14 protein-coding genes are annotated in these 17,382 nt (G+C 49.7%); 8 read left to right on the top strand and 6 right to left on the bottom strand.

Annotation, left to right across the window (positions count from 1 at the left end):
- Nucleotides 1–6 precede the first annotated feature (6 nt).
- The 3 genes from ACFVTB_RS03025 to ACFVTB_RS03015 all read right to left on the bottom strand — a co-directional run bounded on the left by ACFVTB_RS03025 (nucleotide 7) and on the right by ACFVTB_RS03015 (nucleotide 2,851).
- On the bottom strand, nucleotides 7–879 hold the full coding sequence (locus ACFVTB_RS03025) for a GNAT family N-acetyltransferase (RefSeq protein WP_387746171.1): 873 nt from the start codon (nucleotides 877–879) through the stop codon (nucleotides 7–9).
- Between the two features lie 289 nt (nucleotides 880–1,168).
- A complete protein-coding gene (locus tag ACFVTB_RS03020; protein WP_387746169.1) occupies nucleotides 1,169–1,930 on the bottom strand; it encodes a YheC/YheD family protein in 762 nt (253 codons plus the stop codon).
- 81 nt (nucleotides 1,931–2,011) lie between these two features.
- Nucleotides 2,012–2,851: an S-layer homology domain-containing protein gene (locus tag ACFVTB_RS03015; protein WP_387744971.1), complete on the bottom strand. Its 840-nt coding sequence runs from the start codon at nucleotides 2,849–2,851 to the stop codon at nucleotides 2,012–2,014.
- A gap of 446 nt (nucleotides 2,852–3,297) precedes the next feature.
- Here ACFVTB_RS03015 and hisS point away from each other — a divergent pair, with 446 nt between their 5' ends.
- Both hisS and ACFVTB_RS03005 read left to right on the top strand, forming a co-directional pair.
- Complete coding sequence (hisS, locus tag ACFVTB_RS03010; protein WP_387744968.1) at nucleotides 3,298–4,605, top strand: histidine--tRNA ligase; 1,308 nt, start codon at nucleotides 3,298–3,300, stop codon at nucleotides 4,603–4,605.
- Between the two features lie 480 nt (nucleotides 4,606–5,085).
- Nucleotides 5,086–6,168 (top strand): glycoside hydrolase family 18 protein, encoded by a 1,083-nt coding sequence (locus ACFVTB_RS03005; RefSeq protein ID WP_387744965.1) that lies wholly within the window; start codon nucleotides 5,086–5,088, stop codon nucleotides 6,166–6,168.
- Between the two features lie 773 nt (nucleotides 6,169–6,941).
- Here ACFVTB_RS03005 and ACFVTB_RS03000 read toward each other — a convergent pair.
- Nucleotides 6,942–11,021 carry a glycosyl hydrolase family 18 protein gene (locus tag ACFVTB_RS03000; protein WP_387744962.1) on the bottom strand — a complete coding sequence of 1,360 codons (4,080 nt, stop codon included), beginning with the start codon at nucleotides 11,019–11,021 and terminating at the stop codon, nucleotides 6,942–6,944.
- A gap of 185 nt (nucleotides 11,022–11,206) precedes the next feature.
- Here ACFVTB_RS03000 and ACFVTB_RS02995 point away from each other — a divergent pair, with 185 nt between their 5' ends.
- The 3 genes from ACFVTB_RS02995 to ACFVTB_RS02985 all read left to right on the top strand — a co-directional run bounded on the left by ACFVTB_RS02995 (nucleotide 11,207) and on the right by ACFVTB_RS02985 (nucleotide 12,787).
- Nucleotides 11,207–11,404 carry a hypothetical protein gene (locus ACFVTB_RS02995; RefSeq protein ID WP_387744960.1) on the top strand — a complete coding sequence of 66 codons (198 nt, stop codon included), beginning with the start codon at nucleotides 11,207–11,209 and terminating at the stop codon, nucleotides 11,402–11,404.
- Between the two features lie 176 nt (nucleotides 11,405–11,580).
- A complete protein-coding gene (locus ACFVTB_RS02990) occupies nucleotides 11,581–12,165 on the top strand; it encodes an HAD-IA family hydrolase (RefSeq protein ID WP_387744958.1) in 585 nt (194 codons plus the stop codon).
- 61 nt (nucleotides 12,166–12,226) lie between these two features.
- Nucleotides 12,227–12,787: a cysteine hydrolase family protein gene (locus ACFVTB_RS02985; protein WP_387744956.1), complete on the top strand. Its 561-nt coding sequence runs from the start codon at nucleotides 12,227–12,229 to the stop codon at nucleotides 12,785–12,787.
- A 55-nt stretch (nucleotides 12,788–12,842) separates the two neighbouring features.
- Here the strand turns inward: ACFVTB_RS02985 and ACFVTB_RS02980 are convergent, their stop codons facing one another.
- Nucleotides 12,843–13,430, bottom strand: a complete 588-nt coding sequence (locus ACFVTB_RS02980) for a DoxX family protein (protein ID WP_387744953.1) — start codon at nucleotides 13,428–13,430, stop codon at nucleotides 12,843–12,845.
- Nucleotides 13,431–13,666: 236 nt separating this feature from the next.
- On the opposite strand from ACFVTB_RS02980, the gene ACFVTB_RS02975 reads away from it, so the two are divergent.
- Nucleotides 13,667–14,338 (top strand): DUF1643 domain-containing protein, encoded by a 672-nt coding sequence (locus ACFVTB_RS02975; protein ID WP_387744950.1) that lies wholly within the window; start codon nucleotides 13,667–13,669, stop codon nucleotides 14,336–14,338.
- Nucleotides 14,339–14,454: 116 nt separating this feature from the next.
- Here ACFVTB_RS02975 and ACFVTB_RS02970 read toward each other — a convergent pair whose 3' ends face one another.
- Nucleotides 14,455–15,039, bottom strand: coding sequence for a GNAT family N-acetyltransferase (locus tag ACFVTB_RS02970; RefSeq protein ID WP_387744947.1), 585 nt, complete (start codon nucleotides 15,037–15,039; stop codon nucleotides 14,455–14,457).
- A 379-nt stretch (nucleotides 15,040–15,418) separates the two neighbouring features.
- On the opposite strand from ACFVTB_RS02970, the gene ACFVTB_RS02965 reads away from it, so the two are divergent.
- On the top strand, nucleotides 15,419–16,093 hold the full coding sequence (locus ACFVTB_RS02965; RefSeq protein ID WP_387744944.1) for a hypothetical protein: 675 nt from the start codon (nucleotides 15,419–15,421) through the stop codon (nucleotides 16,091–16,093).
- A 233-nt stretch (nucleotides 16,094–16,326) separates the two neighbouring features.
- Nucleotides 16,327–17,268 carry a cation diffusion facilitator family transporter gene (locus ACFVTB_RS02960; RefSeq protein WP_387744941.1) on the top strand — a complete coding sequence of 314 codons (942 nt, stop codon included), beginning with the start codon at nucleotides 16,327–16,329 and terminating at the stop codon, nucleotides 17,266–17,268.
- Nucleotides 17,269–17,382: the final 114 nt, after the last annotated feature.

Here is a 17,382-nt window from a genome sequence, read left to right as displayed (position 1 = left end):
TAAGTATTATTTCAACGGAATATAATAGCGCATTTCCTGCTTGTCAATGGCGAAGCCGACCGACTCGTATAACGATAGCGCCGAGTGATTGGCTGTCTCCACCATGAGCTTTGCGTTGCTTAAATCGTGCGAACGTAGGTAGAGTAGTGCTTGCACTAGCAAATGCTTGGCAAGTCCGCGCTTTCTCCATGGCTCGCGTACAAATACGTCCTCGATGAAGCCGTCGTTTTCTTCTTTCCAGACCAGCAAGCCTGCTACGATCTCATTCGCTTCATGAACGATTATCGATGTCCAGAGCTCATGCTGCCGATACTCTTCCAAGCGGTTCAAGCCAAGCGGCGTATCCGGCCATATTTCCGATTCGATCTTTAAATATTGCTGCTGCTCCTCAGGCGTCTCCATCCCCCAGAATGAAGTTCGGAAGCTCTCTGGCAACAATCTATTTTCTATCGGCTTGTCCAACTGCTGTTTCATCAGAAATAGACTTTTGAGTGGAGCGTAGCCTTTGCTAACGAAAAAACGGTTGTTGGCTATTTCTTTCGAATCATTGCCGACGCATAATATCGTATCATACTCCTTGGACAAATCTTCCTTCAATTCGGTAGCTCTCGCAAGCAAAGGCTGATACAGCCGCTCAAGCAGATTCTCATCAGTCTCTCTTTCAGGAACGGTTTTGAGGTTCACATAGATGGCATGCTTGCTGTCCGGCGATCGGCCCGGCGGGACTACGTTAATGACGCTTACTTGTCCCTTTGCAATCATGCGGTTGTTTTCGAATGCGCAATATACATTGGGCCAATTGTTTTCTTCGCCTACCCACCAGAAGATAGCATTCTCTGTTGCCGTGACAGCTTGATATAATTCTCCGAGCAGCGGCATATCTTCGCCTTGGAACACTCGAATAACGGTTTTATTTTCGGTTTGCAAGTTGGAATTCCCCTCTCCATTTTAGCAAGGGGTTCGCAGGGTAGAGGGCTAGCTACGCGAAATCCCCTTATTGATATGGCCCTTAATCGTTGTTGTGTGTTTCATGAAAACGCCTCCTTATAAAGTGATTGCTAGTAACAATATCATTATTTTCCATAACATGCAATTGTTTTAGTGGTAGACAAAAAAGAAGCCGGGGAAAGAAGGGACTGCATCCCGTTCTTCACCCGGCTTCCGCCGTTTATTTGTATCTGCCGTATTGCTTTGCGTAAGAGAGAATTTTCCGGTACATGCTGCCGTCGCCCATATGCTTCAGCGGATAAAATTGAGGTTTTGTATTGACCTCGAGAATCCATGCCCGTCCTGAGCTGTCCAAGGCGACGTCAAGTCCAAGCTCGCGGGCGCCTTTGAGGTGAGTTTCGAACAAGCGACCGACCGACTCGCCGAGCTTGATTAACTCGTCTTCTTTTTGTTTAATGGTTCCTTCGCTGAAGCCGGCGCCGGCAAGCGTCGTTTTTACAAAGCCAACTTTTCCGCCTTGGTTGTAGTTGGTCGCGACGACTCCCGGTTTGCCGATTTTGCTAAACATCCCGGTTGTTTTCCAGACTCCCGCATTCGTTTTCTGAACCATAACGCGAATATCGAAAGGATTGCCGTTCGTTTTGGCAAGATTAATGCCTTTTTGCAGCAAATAAGAGCGTTCTTTTGTCCGCTTTACTAGGTAGCTATAGAGAGCGTCTAGCGTTGCATGACGGATTTTTGTCGTTTTAAGCTGCGTTTGATAGCCGGAAGCCAGCTTTTTAACACGCACAATATGGAACCCGCCCGAGCCGCCTGTCGGCTTGAAATAAACAGTAGCATAGTTAGACAGCATATTTTCGAGGCTGCTGCGGCTAAACGTAGCCGTATTAGGAACATACCCCCTTAATGAATCGCTTTTCAGCAGCCATTGCGTTTTTGTCCATTTACTTTTGAGTGCGGAACTATTGTAGCTAGCGCCGATGCCGTCCGCCTCCTTGTTTTATCTAGTACTAGTACTAGAACTAGAATATGAGGGAGAGCGGGACGCTGTAAGTGCTGCCGTCTATTTTTTCATATTATATGACCGATGTAGAATCGTCGCGATTTCAGCTCGAGTAACTTTCGATTTCGGGCGGAAATATCCGTTATCGTCGGGTTTCATAATATCGTTCGAGATGATGTTATATAGCGCTTCGGCTTTCAAAAATTCGAAATCTCCGTTACCGCTGATATATTCTATGCCTTGATCTACTTCTAGCAAAACAAACGGCATCGACAAGTAATCGGGGCGGTCCATTCGTTTGTAAAAAGCTTTAAGTTCTTCTGACTCATTTCTCCAATCCTGCTCAGCGTTAATATACATTTTCTCAATATCTTTAAGTCCCATTAGCATCTCGACAAGGTGCCCGTCTCCCGTAGGAGGAATATTAATCATTTCATACGGGAAGAAGATGAGCTCCTGGGATTCTTTCTTTAAAGGAAAGACACTGTCTAGAACAAGCATTAACTCCCAACGGGTTATTGGCTGTTCCGGTTTTAACTTGGCACCCTCCCAAAGGAATGATCCCATATGATAACGCATGGCGGTGATTTCTTTATAGGCCCAGTGATTTTTAGTCACATCTTTAAAATATTTCGCATTGCTTTTCTCTCTTTTTTCCGGAAACAGCTTGTAAAGCATAACGGCAAGCTCAGCTCTCGTTATGCTCCAATTGGGTTGGAATTTGCCATCCTTATAGCCCTTCATAACGCCTTTGTCTACCATGAAATTGATCGATGGCACGGCCCATCCCAGCTTGTCCGAATCTACGTCCTTGAAACGGGGAGCCGCCGAAGCCGGCAGTACAGAAGATAAAAGCATAATGATGGCGATAACGGCCATAATGGTTGAACGCTTCTTCATTTATTGAACACTCCTTTGCAAATGATGTCGTTTTTTTTGACGGAGAATAGGACTATCATATCGTATTTGTAACAAATTGGATAGTTAATATGTACCAGGAAAGAGTGTGCGTGACGGCTTTAATGACGATCGGAAGAACCCTCTGCCCCGCAGCGTTTCCCCTCACTTAAAGACCAGCATTGATTCGTTTTTGAGCCCCCGGCGCTTGCATCTTTTGCGAACTTTGCTATAATCAATTCTAATCTTAGTTTGAAGGGGTACAGCCATGAGTACGATCAAGCTTTATCAACTTCATTATCATTACAAGCAGCGTTAGCACCCTCGAGCAAATATCGGGGAGGGCTAACGCTGAACGCGTTGGCCTCCCTGCGAGATACAAACGCGCAGGACCAAGAGGTCCTGCGCGTTTTTTATTTTTCTAAAAAATCGAGAAGGGAATGGTAACGATGCAAAACGTGAAAGGAACGGCCGATTTCTGGGGGAACGAGCAGGCATTAAGAAGAAAGGTGCAAGCGGCTCTGAGAGAGACGTTCGAGTTATTTGACTACGAGGAATTGGAGTCGGCGATTTTGAACGAAGAGGAGCTGCTTGTATCGAAATATACAGGCGGCGAAGAAATCGTAAAAGAAATGTACCGGTTCGGCGATCAGGGAGAGAGGCAGCTGGCGCTTCGGTACGATCTGACGATACCGTTTGCCAAGGTGCTGGCACTCAATCCTGGCATAGTGCTTCCTTTCCGTCGCTATGAGATCGGAAAAGTATTTCGAGACGGGCCAACGAAACGCGGTCGAATGCGGGAATTTACACAGTGCGATGCCGATGTCGCCGGCATTGCGGGGCCGGAGGCGGAAGCGGAATTGATGCAGCTGGCGGCCACCGTGTTCGAAAAGCTGAGCATTCCCGTCACGCTTCGGTGGAACAATCGGCGATTGCTAGGCGAGCTGATGCAAGCGGTTGGAGTGCCGGACGATTTGGCGTTGTCCGTCATGCTTACGCTGGATAAGCTGGCGAAGATCGGTATCGGCGGTGTATTGGAGGAGCTGGAGGCCAAAGGACTGGATGAGGGCGTCATTCGAAGCCTTAGTGAAATGGCAGAATGGCTGTCGGCAACGGAGGTTTCAATCGATGCGGTGGCAGAACGGTATGCACTCGGCGACGCGCAAGGGCTGCAGGAAGCGCTGGCGCTGCAAACGCTGTTGACCCGGTTAGACCTTGATCGTATTTGCCGATTCGATCCTTTCCTTTCGCGGGGGTTATCGTTTTACACCGGCACCGTTTATGAAATTTTCGATGCAAGCGTCGCCTACACATCAAGCTTGGGCGGGGGCGGAAGGTATGATGAGATGATCGGGCATCTAATCGATCGGGAGGATGCCGCATATCCGACCGTCGGTTTGTCTTTCGGCCTAGAGCCAATTATGGAACTGCTGCGGGAACGCGGATGGGCGGAAAACGCACGGCCTCTAGCCGCCGTCGTTCCGGCTTCAAGCGGCGTTGAAGCGGAGTGTCTGGCCGCGGCATCGGCATTTCGAGCCGCTGGCATTCGAACACGGCAGCTCACCTCCGGCCGCAAGCTGAAGAGATCATTGGCGATGCTGTCCGCATCCGGCATACGTTTTGCGATCCTGATTGGAACGGATGAGGCAAGAGCAGGCAAAGTGACGCTGAAAGATATGATCGGCATGACCGAAGAGACGGTGGAGGTTGAGGAAGCGATCTATCGCATCGAGCGATGGAGCGGGAGTGAACAATAACGCATGTCATAAATGAGTTGCAGGTGTCCAAGATTGAATGGCCGGCAGCAAACGTGAATGAACGAGGCACTAGCCTCCTGTATGGCGGGGACAAGTACAGAAAATGTACAGTTTTTTGCGTTACAATAGAAGGTAAGGAACGACGAGCCGCATTTGAAGGAAAGCGGAATAGTTGAAACTCGATTAGAAATGCGGAAAAATGTTGCTGTACACGTGGCGTTTAAGAAAAATACGGGATAATGGCTGGCAAGGAGCGGTATCCCGTTTAATCATAAGCAGAGCCTTCCATTAGAATTAAAGATGTTTCTGCGGAAGTGTGCAGCCTCTAGCGTGAGCTGGGGCAATAAATGTCGGCAGTCAACCGCATGTCGCAGAAGCGGCTGCTAAGGCGATCGACGCTCGGAACGAGAATCTGTACGATAGCTTGATCAATTAGGCATAGACACATTTTAGATATTTGCAGAAAAAGGGGCCTTTGCGATGAAAACGACTCGTATCGAAAAGCATAAAGCATTTCTCTTGGCCGTTGCGATCGCAGCAATATCGGCTGTCGCTGGATTGATTAACTTATGGTTTGACGAGAGAAATATTTCGAACAAGGAGGCTCGGCTTTCAAATGAGCCGCGATTGTCGCCCTGGCTTGTCGATGAGAGTTGGGAAGAGGGAGTAGCGGATTTGCGCAAATCGGCAAACCTACTATCCGATTTGCAGCTGTTCGCTGCCTACTTTGACGAGTATGACCAGTTGATGACAGCACCTAAGCTGAATGAAGCGCTGCCGATTATCACCAATATTTTATGGGAATACGGCAACAAAAAGCTTTTTTTGACACTCGTGAATGATTGCTATGCGGAAGATGGTACCGTTGTACAGAAAGATTCGGAGTTAGTGTCGCGATTGATGGCAAGCCCGGCAACGAGAGGCAAGCATATCGATGAGATTGTAAACGTGGCGCTTTCCAGTCAATTTGACGGCATTGAGATTCATTACGAGGGAGTTAAGCAGGACGATTGGCCGCATATGACTGCCTTTATCAGCGAACTGAATCGGCGCCTGCAAATGATCGGAAAGCTCCTTCGCGTTGTGCTGGAACCACAGCTTCCCGTTGAGCGATTTACGCTTCCAGACGGACCTTCTTATGTGTTAGTGGCGGACGATTTGCAGAGGGAGAAGACTGAACCGGGACCGAAGGCCGATTATGCTTTTATCGATCAGTTGATTAAGCGAATGGACGGCGTTCCGGGAGAACGGATTATCGCTTTCTCAGCAGGCGGATTCGATTGGACGGAAAATGGTGCGATAACTGCCGTTACGGAGCAGCACGCTGCTGATCTTGCTAAGGCAATGGGCGCTCTGCCTCAGCGGGACGATTCAAGCGGCAGCTTGTATTTTACTTATAGAGATAGCGACGGCCGAGAGCATCGAGTGTGGTACGCCGACAGAGAAACGTTGAACGGTTGGATCGATCGGGCAAAGCGATCGGGCATTGCTCGTGCCGCGATCTGGCGGCTTGGCGGACTGTCCGATGAAATGCTTGCGGGTTTGGGAGTAGCGACGGAGTAAGATTGGGCGGGGCCACATCGCTGTAAGGCGGAAAACCGTCTTACAGAAGCGAAAACGGCGGGAAAGTGTGTCTGTAAGGCGGAAAACCGTCTTACAGAAGACAAAACGGCGGGAAAGTGTGTCTGTAAGGCGGAAAACCGTCTTACAGAAGCCAAAACGGTGGGAAAGTGTGTCTGTAAGGCGGAAAACCGTCTTACAGAAGCCAAAACGGCGGGAAAGTGTGTCTGTAAGGTGGAAAACCGTCTTACAGAAGCCAAAACGGCGTGAAAATGTGTCTGTAAGGTGGAAAACCGTCTTACAGAAGCGAAAACGGCGGGAAAGTGTGCCCGTAAGACGAAAAACCGTCTTACAGAAGCAAAAACGGTGGGAATGAGTGTCTGTAAGCCGGAAAACCGCCTTACAGAAGACAAAACGGCGGGAAAGAGTGCCCGTAAGGCGGAAAACCGTCTTACAGAAGCCAGAACGGCGTGAATTAGCCTCTGTAAGACGAAAAACCGTCTTACAGATGCGGGACTGTGGCTTTTGCGGCCATTCCATGAAACATCCTAAAGATGGTTTACTTTTGCGGTTACCGAGACCAGTCGATTCAGTTCTGTGAATTCGGCGATATAGCACAACTCGATAACACACCTCCAAAGTCGAACAAAAAAATCCTCCAAAACCGCTGTTAGCGGGATTGGAGGATTTTTTCAATAAGACTTACTTTCTTTCACACAGATACTACAAATATCCGTTTACCCTGGAGGTCTTTCTTTTAAGGCTGGCTATCCCTACTAGTCAAGCTTCTGCCCTTGCAGGATGCGAATGACAATGACGGCGGCTTCAGCCCGAGTTAACTCGGCCTTCGGCACAAACTTCGTCGTCGATTTGCCGATCATTACGCCTTGCTTCACAACGGAGGCAACCGACGCTTTGGCGTATGCCGAGATCGTGTCCGCATCCGCGAAGCCCGCCAAAGACGAACCATCGGACTCGGTAGGAAGACCCAAGTAAGTAAATACATTGATCAGAATGACTGCGATATCCTGGCGGCTGATCGGGCTATTCGGATCAAAGGAGCTAGACGATTTGCCTTGAATAAGTCCGAGCTTCTTGGCTGTGGAGATATCGCCGGCATATTTGAAGCTCGCGTCCACGTCTGCGAAAGGCGCTGCGCCGTTATCCGGCAGCAGACCGAGGCCTTTGACGATTAAGGACGTGAATTCGGCCCGCGTAATGCTGCGGTTTGCGCCAAATTCATTGGCGCTCACGCCGTCAAGCAGCAGCTTGGATGCGACACGGGCGATTTGATCCTTCGCCCAAGGCGCATTAGCGTCCGCATACACGACATCCGACTGGGCGACGATGTAAATGCTGTTGCCGCTGCGTTTGAGTTCGGCGGATACTGAACCATTCGCATTTTTCACAAACAGCGACGGAACAGGTCTAAACTCACCGCTATCTGGCAAGAACACAAAGCCGGATGCTTTTTTCGGATCGATGTCGTTTCCGTTAATAGTAAAGAAGCGGCTTAGGTTATGCTTACCGAAGTCAACAATCTCCACTAGTTTGCCGTCAGCCCCGCGCTTCGAGATTTTGAACTCGAGCGGTTTCGCAAGCAGTTTTAAACCGAGCGCTTTGGCCTTTTCCTCCAGCTTGGCGACTGTATCAGCCGACGGAGGGGCAATTGAGATCACGATATCTTCACCAGCAGGGAGCGCTGCCGCAGGAATAGAGTAGAGAATGCCGTTCCATTTGACCGAAATAACAGCGTTTCCGCCCTTGCCTGCAATTGCAGCCACGACCTCTTTCGGCAAGACGATTTCGGTTTCCGTAGCCTCATTGCCAACCGTAACGGTGAAGCTAGAGGATGAGGAATCCTTGATCGTTTTCAGCGATTTATCGGATTGAAGCGTTAACGTCCATTTTCCGTTCGATTTGGAGACTGTAGTCTCCAGCTCTCCCTGACCGGTTGCCGGAGTGGAAGTAACCGATGGAGCAGAAGGCCCCGACGGCCCTGAAGGTCCGGATGGCCCCGGTGTTCCAGTAGGTGCTGGAGTATCCGAAGGTCCTGGAGTACCCGAAGGCTCTGGAGTACCCGAAGGTTCCGGAGTTCCGGAAGGTCCCGGAGTCTCAGAAGGCCCTGGAGTCTCAGAAGGTCCCGGAGTCTGAGAAGGCTCTGGCAACGAGGCTGTCTCTACAGTCAGCGGAGCGCTGGCTGCAGATACCTCGATGATTCGTTCTGAATCCTTCTTAACGGCGAGTACAAAGAATGTATAGGATGTGCTTGGCGTTAAGTCCGAAGCCGTCCACTGCGTCGAGTCTGTCTTGCCTAAGAAGCGGCCGTCTATAAAGACTTCGTACTCAGATGCATCGGCCAACTCATCCCATTCCAGCGTAACGGAATCGGTAGAGCTGTCGAGAGAAGTAACATTTAATGGCTCTTTCAAGGCAAGCTCATTAATGACGCCGTCAATTGGCAAATCTTTGACCAGTTGGGTTGTCAGCGTGCGGTTCTCATCATCGCTTATATCCCAGCTCATTGTACCGGCCAAATTCAAGGTTTTGATTAGCGAAGCTGTATACATCATCGTTGTTTCATCGTTATACGTAATGAATCTGCCATTGTTTTTATTATACAAATAAGAAACCTTGGCTGCTTCGTTCCAGTAATGGACATAATCGCTGTTCGTCAAATAATTGTCCTCAATGTCGTCGAAATCATAGATGCCCTTTTCCCAAGTGCCCACAGGATCGTCTGCGCATTCTTGATATTCACCTGGCTCCGGACAATTGATCCAGCCTTTTCCGTAGTAAGGAACACCGAGTACCAGCTTATACGGCGGTATGCTTCCGTTCAGATGGCCGAGCGCGCCGCCCCTTACATTGTTGCGAGGAGCCGTATCCTTTGGATGCTGTGGATCGTAGTAGATTGGCGCGTTATGATGCGCGAACGTTTCCCAATTGCCGCTGTAATCGTAGGTCATGATATTTACAAAGTCGAGGTAAGCGATCGAATTCGGAATATCAGCGTTGGCAATAAACTTGTCGGCTTGCTGAGACGCAATGGTTAGCAGGTAGTAGCGTCCGTCCTCAGAGCCTGCGGCATCCAGTGCTTCGCGCACTGTTTTCATTAGAGCCGTGAAATTGACGTTGTCCTCCGGACGGTGGCTATTACCATCTTCGCCCCCTTCAACGGGGTACTCCCAATCGATGTCGAGTCCATCCAGCTCATAAGCGCGAAGAAACTTCACCGCAGAAACCGCAAAGGAGCGTCTGGTCTCTTCCGTAGCAGCCATGTCGGAGAAATAATTGGAAAAGCTCCATCCGCCTACCGACACCAACAGCTTTAAATGAGGATTATCTTCTTGGAGCGAATTGAAGATCTGGAAGTTGGTAAGATCGACCTCTTTATCGCCAACTACCATTTCGCCATCATATACATAATCCGATTGCAGCGGAATTGTATCGTCTTGGCATACCTTCCCATTCGATCCATGTTCTTTCCAACACAGATCCGAGAAGGCGTAGTTTATATGCGTAATTTGAGAAAGGTCGATATCGGTTGGTTTGAATGCTCGAGTATAGCCAGCCCAAGAGGTGTAGTAGGTGACGTTAGTATAATTACTGCCAGGTACGACATCGGCAGCTGTACTTGCATCTGACTCCCACAGATCATTTTTTGCCTTGACCGTGAACGAGTAGGATTGCCCTTCGGTTAAGCCTGTTGCCGTATACCTGTTGGATTCGCTTGTACCGACGGAAACGCCATCCCTGAATATTTCATAACTTAAAGCGCCAGGCGTCGGCGCCCAGCCGAGGTATGCGGTCGTTCGATTAGCGGTAATAATTTGAACGTCGCGAGGGGCGGCTAGCTGTCCCCAAGTGAGAACAAGCTCATTGCTTTTCTCCGATACTCTAACCAATCCGTTTTCGGCAAACTGAGCGCCTACCAAAAACTTTGTAACAGTCCCGTCTACTAATTGGTCTGGTTCGAATGTGTAGGTCAATTGGTTGGAGCCGTCCCATATTCCGCCTTTATAATTGCCGTTGACATAATAATCGTAGCCGTTCGCGTTAGGGCTTCCTGTCCAACCGAGCGTAACGCTGGATGACGTAAGGGCCGTAACTTTTAAGTTCTGCGGAGGCATGACGGGCAGCGGAGGATATTCCTTTGTGTCTTCTGGTGTCGTGAACGTAACGATATTGCTCTTTAGTCCATCTTTCAGGTTTGGATACTGAATACCATCGGGGCCGATAAGATAGGAATAAGTTGTATTTGGCTTTACGCTGAGTACTGCCTTTTGGCTGTTTCCATAATATACGTAGGTTCCCGTACTGGTCCAAATCCAATAATCGTCAATGCCGGGGGCGTTCGTCCACTCCAATGTGACCGTTGTCGCCGTTAGATCGGTCACTCTCAGATCAGTTGCGCCTTGTGTAGGACCTGTAGGTTTGTCGCCTTCAGGAGTTTTGAATTCGATAATATTGCTTAAATGGGCTTTCGTGGCTGGTCTTACCAGCCAGGAGATTTGCAATTTGTAGCTTGTATTCGGTTCAAGATCTAACTTTCTCGAGCCGCTGTTCCCCCATGTGAAATAACCGTCGCCTGCTCGGCCATCGGCGTGCCAGACATCGATATCGTTTTTGCTCGGATCAACGTCCCAATAAATGGTGGCGCTGCTCGCAGTAATAGAATCTGGATCAACTCTTAAATTTTGCGGAGCTTCAGGATCTTGTACGGCGGGGTCAGCAGAAGGAATTGCCTCCTGCGCATACAGTGCATTTACGTTCAAAAAGGGGCTAATCAACAAGGCCAACGTTAGAACAAGGGTCAAAAACAGCTTTGTTTCCTTCGAACGAATAACAAACACTTGATCACCTCAATTGTCATAATAGAGCCATACGGCATGACGCTCAGTCATCCGCATGTGATGTCTACAATGTCGAGCAATCCGGTGAGGAAATGTCTTGGTCCCGAGTAAATGATCTAATCATTCGAAATTATGATTTTTTCTTTCATCGCCCCCCGTGAAGAATGTTAAGGAAATGCAAATATATGTCCATCATGACGGCAATACGATCGGAACGGAAGGTGGAAATTTATATGATGGAGGGGGTAAAAATTAACAAAAAGTGGAAATTTGTCGAAGTCGACAAATTGGTCTATCAGTTTATGTTGACGAGTCTCGATTTATGGCTCAATAAGAAGGCAATAGATAGTACCGAGGGAGGGACGTGGTATAAAAACACGTAAAAAGTCTGGTGTCAAGTTGGACTAGGCCATTCCGAGTTCGAGTTGTACGAAGCGTTTCAGGTTTTGTAGCACTGCCGGAAACAAGGTCCGGCGCGTCCTCAACCGCTCGACGTTCAGGTGCAAACATGCTAAGCTCAGGACAAAAGTACGGTATCGCAAGATTGGGGGAAGAAGCTATGAAAAATCAGTTGGTTCTCGATATTGGCGGAGTGCTAGCGGAAAATATAACGCCATTCTGGAAGAGACTTTCGGGAGAGAGTCAGACGGCTGAGGAACTGTTCGCTTTGTTTAATCGTGAGGTGCGGGAAGAATTGTGGAGCGGCGGCATGACAGAAAAATATTTTTGGGAACGCTTTGCGGAACGGTTCCCGAATATTCCGGCGGAAAACGCGCGGGAAAGCATGATAGCGAGCATTACGCCGTTGCCGGCCATCAAGGAAATTCCGCGCTGGAGCCGATACGCGGATATTCATCTGCTCAGCAATCATCGGACGGAATGGATCATGCCAATTGTGAATACAATCAGCGATTATGTGACCAGCGTCACGATTTCAAGCGAGGCTGGCTGCTGCAAGCCGTCCGCGCCGATTTATTCCGTCGTGAATGCGAAGCTTGGTCTGGAGCGTCCCATTTTATTCATCGACGATCAGGAGAAAAATATGAAAGAAGCAAGGGCGATCGGCTGGCAGACGCTGATTGCTGACGTCGAAGGACGTTGGATTGCCGAAGCGGAGCGGTATTTGCTAGGCGGCGAAAAATAGGATGAGCCCCCGTGCTGCGTCTATCCATGAGCTACGAACCAAAGAATGGAGTGGAATTGCTATGAGAGCATTAATCGTCATTGATTATACGGTTGATTTTGTCGTCGGCAAGCTGCCTTGCGGCGAACCTGCTATTGCCATCGAGAATCGGATATCGGAGCTTGCTGCGTCGTTCGCGGAAGCGGGAGATTGGGTAGTGATGGCCGTCGACCTGCATGAGGAGAATGATCCGTTCCACCCGGAGACAAACTTGTTTCCTCCGCACAATATTCGGGGAACGGAAGGCCGAGAGTTGTATGGAAAACTGAAGCATACGTATGAGCGGTACAGCGATCGGATGCATTGGATGGATAAGACGCGGTACAGCGCGTTTTGCGGGACGGATTTGGAGCTTCAGCTGCGGGCGAGGGGCATCGAGGAAGTGCATTTGGTTGGCGTATGCACCGATATTTGCGTGCTCCACACGGCCGTTGACGCCTATAATAAAGGGTTTCGCATGACCGTTCACGCCGATGCGACCGCTACGTTCAATCCGGGCGGCCATAAATGGGCGCTGGGCCATTTCCGCAATTCGTTGGGAGCGGTTGTGGAAGAGAATGGAGAAGCGCTCAACCACCAATAATCGCTCATAAAAAAGGAGGCTTTGCACGGGATGCAAAGCCTCCTTCCTTGTTCACTCAAGTCAAATCCGCGCTCTTATCTTTATCTTTGGGGACGGTTTTGTCCCTGCCCCACGGAGTGCCCAGAATAGGCAAAGCCCAGCGGTCCAAGCCGATCCAACCGGCATTTTTCCAAGCAAGCACCAGCCAAGTCGCGAGAATGAACAGAATCGGGTTCGTGCTGAGTGTACCGGCGAACAGGAAGCTCACGTTCATGAAGCCTCCGAAAAAGGCGGCGATGCCGGTCAGCAAGCCAAGAATCAGTCCTACTCCAACGAGCAGCTCGCCGAATGCCACAACATAACCGAACAGCTTCGCGTTTGGCAGAACGGCATGCTCTAGAAAGCTGGCGTACCAGCCGGTAACATCATGCCCGTCCTCGGCTTTTGCAAGCGCACCTTTCACGAACCCTTGAATCGCGGCGCCCGCTTTTTCCCCGGTCCACGCTTCGCTGTTTACTTTTTTCCAGCCTGCTGTTATCCAGGAATAGCCGACGTACAGTCGAATGATCAGCCAAATCCAGGATGCCCGCGTATCGCTGAACAGAAAGGCGGAAACCGGATTTTCGGGAATAATCTTCACTTCTTTAGAAGAGATACGGCTCATTTTTAATGACCTCCGTTTGCATATTTTTGTTGGTACGATTTGTCAACGGCAACCTTATCTTAACAAGAAGCGGAGCCGAGACCTGTGATGTGGATCACAATTGATAAAGATAAATCGGTCGGAAGAAGAGCTTTGCAAGCGGGAGCCGTATTTTAAAAGGGAAATGTAGAAGCGTCGTCGAAGGTTATAGAAGGTTATATTCGAAATAATAACGCGATGCGGAGGGCGGTAGCGATATGTCGGATTTGATGAAAAACAATGCAAGGGGCGACGAAAGCCGCGAAGGCGAGTTTTCGCTCCGTTTCAGGCTTCGGATCCAGAAGAATAATGGGCATACAGGCAAATTAGCGGTTATTATGGCTTATCCGGCTTTTGCAGCAGAGGATCCCGCGAACGAAGAAGCCGTTTCGTTATCAGCTTCTTACAACACGGACATCGGGCATGAAGGAGAACTGCAGGATATAGGGGAAGTGAGCGTTGTTCATCTGTTTCCGCTGTGCGTTGGCTCCTCATCCAAGCTGGCCGATACGCTGGAGCTTTTCGAGAATGAGCATGGAGCGGAGAAGCTGAACCGCGTTCTAAAGCATAACCGCAAAGTCGTTGCAACGGCGATAAAAGAGGCGGATTATGTCGTGCTCGCATGGGGAGACACGCCTAAGAAAGTAGCTGACTATTTTTATATGAACGAAGCGCTTAAAGCGCTCAAAACGATTAAGAAGGCCAAAAAAGCGAAGCGGGTTTTTGTGGCGGGAAGCGCTTTGCGGAAAGCTGCTTTGACGCAGCGCGGCAATCCTCGGCAAGCGGGAAAGGCGGAGGAGGCGCTAAGCGGACTGGTCGAGGTGGGCATCGACAAGCTCAATCGCCTATTTATGATAGACCAGACAGCCGTCGCTGCCGCTTCCGAGTGATCTGCGGCTCAGAACACCTATTGCGGCGCTATGTGTCGGACGCTAAAGCGAATTAATAAGAACAGGAGGCTTCTCTTCCGCGAGAAGCCTCCTGTTTTTTTCTGTTTTCGTCGTCGTTAAAATTCTTCTCCGCGCACTTTTGCAAAAACCATCGTATCGGTTGGCGTTCCGTCGATGGCATCAATTCGTTCCTTCCTCAATACACCCTCAAGCGTAAAACCGCATCGTTCGGCAACGCGGGCGCTGCGCAGATTGCGGGCGTCACAGCGGATCTCGACGCGCATCGCTTGCAATTCACGGATTGCAAAATGCGTAATGGCGTCAACCGCTTCGGTAATATAGCCTTGACCGGCGTATGACGTTCTCACCCAATAGCCGATCTCGAACTTGCGGGCCTTCCAGTCGATTCGGTGCAGCCCGCTGCTGCCGATTAAGCGGCCATCCGTTTTGCCGAACAGCAGCAGTCCCATGTCTGTACGTTCCAAATATTCGACACGGCCGCGCCGTGCGTACATTTCCGATTCCTGCACGGTCGGCAGGCTCTGAGCCCATGGCATCCAACTGCGGAGCTGTTCAACGCTTTCGTGAACTGCTTCGTTAAGGGCGGCTCCGTCGCCGTGCTCAGACGCACGAATGATCAGCCGTTCGCTTTCAAACTTTTCCGGAATGTTGAGCAGCAGCGGAGAAGGATTCGTATCCATGACAAACCTCCACAATAGAAAATGTTTCCGTAAACTATAACACGCCTACCGGTTCATTACCATTCCCTTTTAACAAGAAAAGAGGCGTTTGGCGGGAAGGGACGATTGCAGCCCCGGGAAAGTCGGTCCGAATCCGGCGAGTGCCCACATTCCTATCTGTTTTTACGGCAAAATGACACGAGTAATAGAAAGATACAGGGCTCAGGCCTCGTAACCTAAGGTAGATTGGCGTACCGTCATGCCGGCTGTCTAGTTCATCTATTTAGCGTTTTGATAGATTTGGTACAAGCGCACATGCAGATAAATAACGCTGTCCATATCTTGTATTAATTCCAATACAAACGCTTTAATAGGATGAATTTTGAGGAGGAATAAGAGAATGGGTAGCCAAAGCTGCGACGATGACTGCAAGAAACAGAAAAGCGGAAAGAAGGACGGCGGCAAGAGCGGCGGACAAAAATGCGACGACGGACATAAAAGCGACCATCACAAAAAGGAGAAAAATAAAAACAAGAGCGGAAAAAGCAAAGGAAACCGCAGTGGTGGCGACTGCCGCAGCGGAGGCGGCAAATCCAGCGGCAAATCCGGTGGCAAATCTGGCGGTAAATCTGGCGGAAAAAGCGGCGGAAACAAAAGCGGAGGCAGCAAATGCGATAGGAGCAAGGGACAAAATAGCGGAGGTAACAGATGCAATAGGAGCAAGGGACACAATAGCGGCAGAAACAAAAGCCATAAGAGCAAAGGGCACCATAGCGGATCTTGCCGGAGCGGAGGGCGCAGCGGCGTTACGGTCGAAATTATCGTGCCGGATCGTACTTCAGGAAAAAGCCGGGGCTGCGGCAAGGAGCATAAGAGCGAAGGATTACTGTCGATTTTGGAACGCATCGGTGTAGGCACTCCGAATATTCGCATTCATTTCTCCGGCACGTCATTGTGTGGAACCTACCTGGGCATTAGCGGCGATGTCGTCATGCTGAATGTCCGCGGCTTCGTTTCCACGATTAGAATTTGTTCGATTACGGCGGTCGATATTGGCCGCAAATGCAAATGCTAGCTGGCAGTCCGCTGCCACGATAAATCGAAAACTATTTTTTGGACGAGGGCAATATAGTTTGAACGACTAAAGTCTGTTGCACCGCCGTAAAAGTGCTTGGATGAAGCAACACTGTTTCTCTAGACCCACTCGACTATCGCTTTGTATAATGGTTCAGGTGATGAGGGGCAGGCATGTTCTGTCCGCTCAACTAGACCGTAGGAGCGTGTGCAAGTGGATAGAAGTGGAACCAAATGAGTCAGACAATCAAGGTATCGAGCACGACCCCGATCGCGATTAGCTTAGTCAGCAACCTGGCGCTGACTGTTTTGAAAATTGTTGTCGGCGTAATGGCCGGAAGCCAGGTGCTTATTGCCGACGGCATTCATAATGCGGGAGATGTCGTAGCTTCGGTCGCGGCTTTGAGCGCCACCGTCATCGCAAAAAAACCGAAAGATAGCGATCATCCTTACGGGCATGGCCGAGCGGAGGTCATCGGTTCCGCTATCGTGGCCATTATTTTGTTGGCCGCCGCCGTGTTTATCGGCTATCATTCGATTGAATCTTTCCTCCATCCGGCAGCGGAAGCGAGCGTGCTGGCGCTGATAGCAGCCGTAATCTCGTTAATATGGAAGCAATGGCTTTACGTTTATTGCATGAAGCTCGGCAAACAAACGAATAGCAAAAGCCTGATCGCCACCGCTTACGACCATCTTGCCGACGTGTACGCTTCGCTCGCGGCCGTCGCGGGGATCGGCGCGGGGCTGATCGGCGACTATTACGGCATCTCGCTGCTGCAATACGGCGATCCGATTGCGGGCTTGATTGTAGCGTTGCTCATTTTAAAGCTGTCTTACGATATGGGACGGGAAGCCGTCGATATTTTAATGGACAAAATGGTGTCGCCGGAGAAGCTGAGTCATTACGAGAAGCTGGTCGACAGCGTGCAGGAAGTCAAGCGGATCGATCGTATACGCGCTAGAGAGCACGGACACTATATCATTATCGATGTGCGGGTAGGCATTCCCGCCGATCTGAACATTCAAGAAGGCCACGACGTATCCAAGAAGATTAAAGCGGTCATTATGGATCAGAACGAGGATGTCGAAGAGGTGCTTGTCCATCTGAACCCTTGGTACGAGGGGGAGGAAGAGGAGAAGGAAGAGGGAAAGGATAAGCGGCCTACCCGCTTATGACCATACCGCAAGCTCGAATAAAACCAGCTAATGGTATGTCAAGTGTAGCTTTTTGAAATGCCTCAGATTTGCTATACTGAAAAACAGGTATAACAAATAAACCTCCATCTCATG

Source organism: Paenibacillus sp. NPDC058071 (assembly GCF_042885235.1).
GTDB lineage: Bacteria > Bacillota > Bacilli > Paenibacillales > Paenibacillaceae > Pristimantibacillus.
This window is presented reverse-complemented; position numbering and strand designations above follow the sequence as displayed.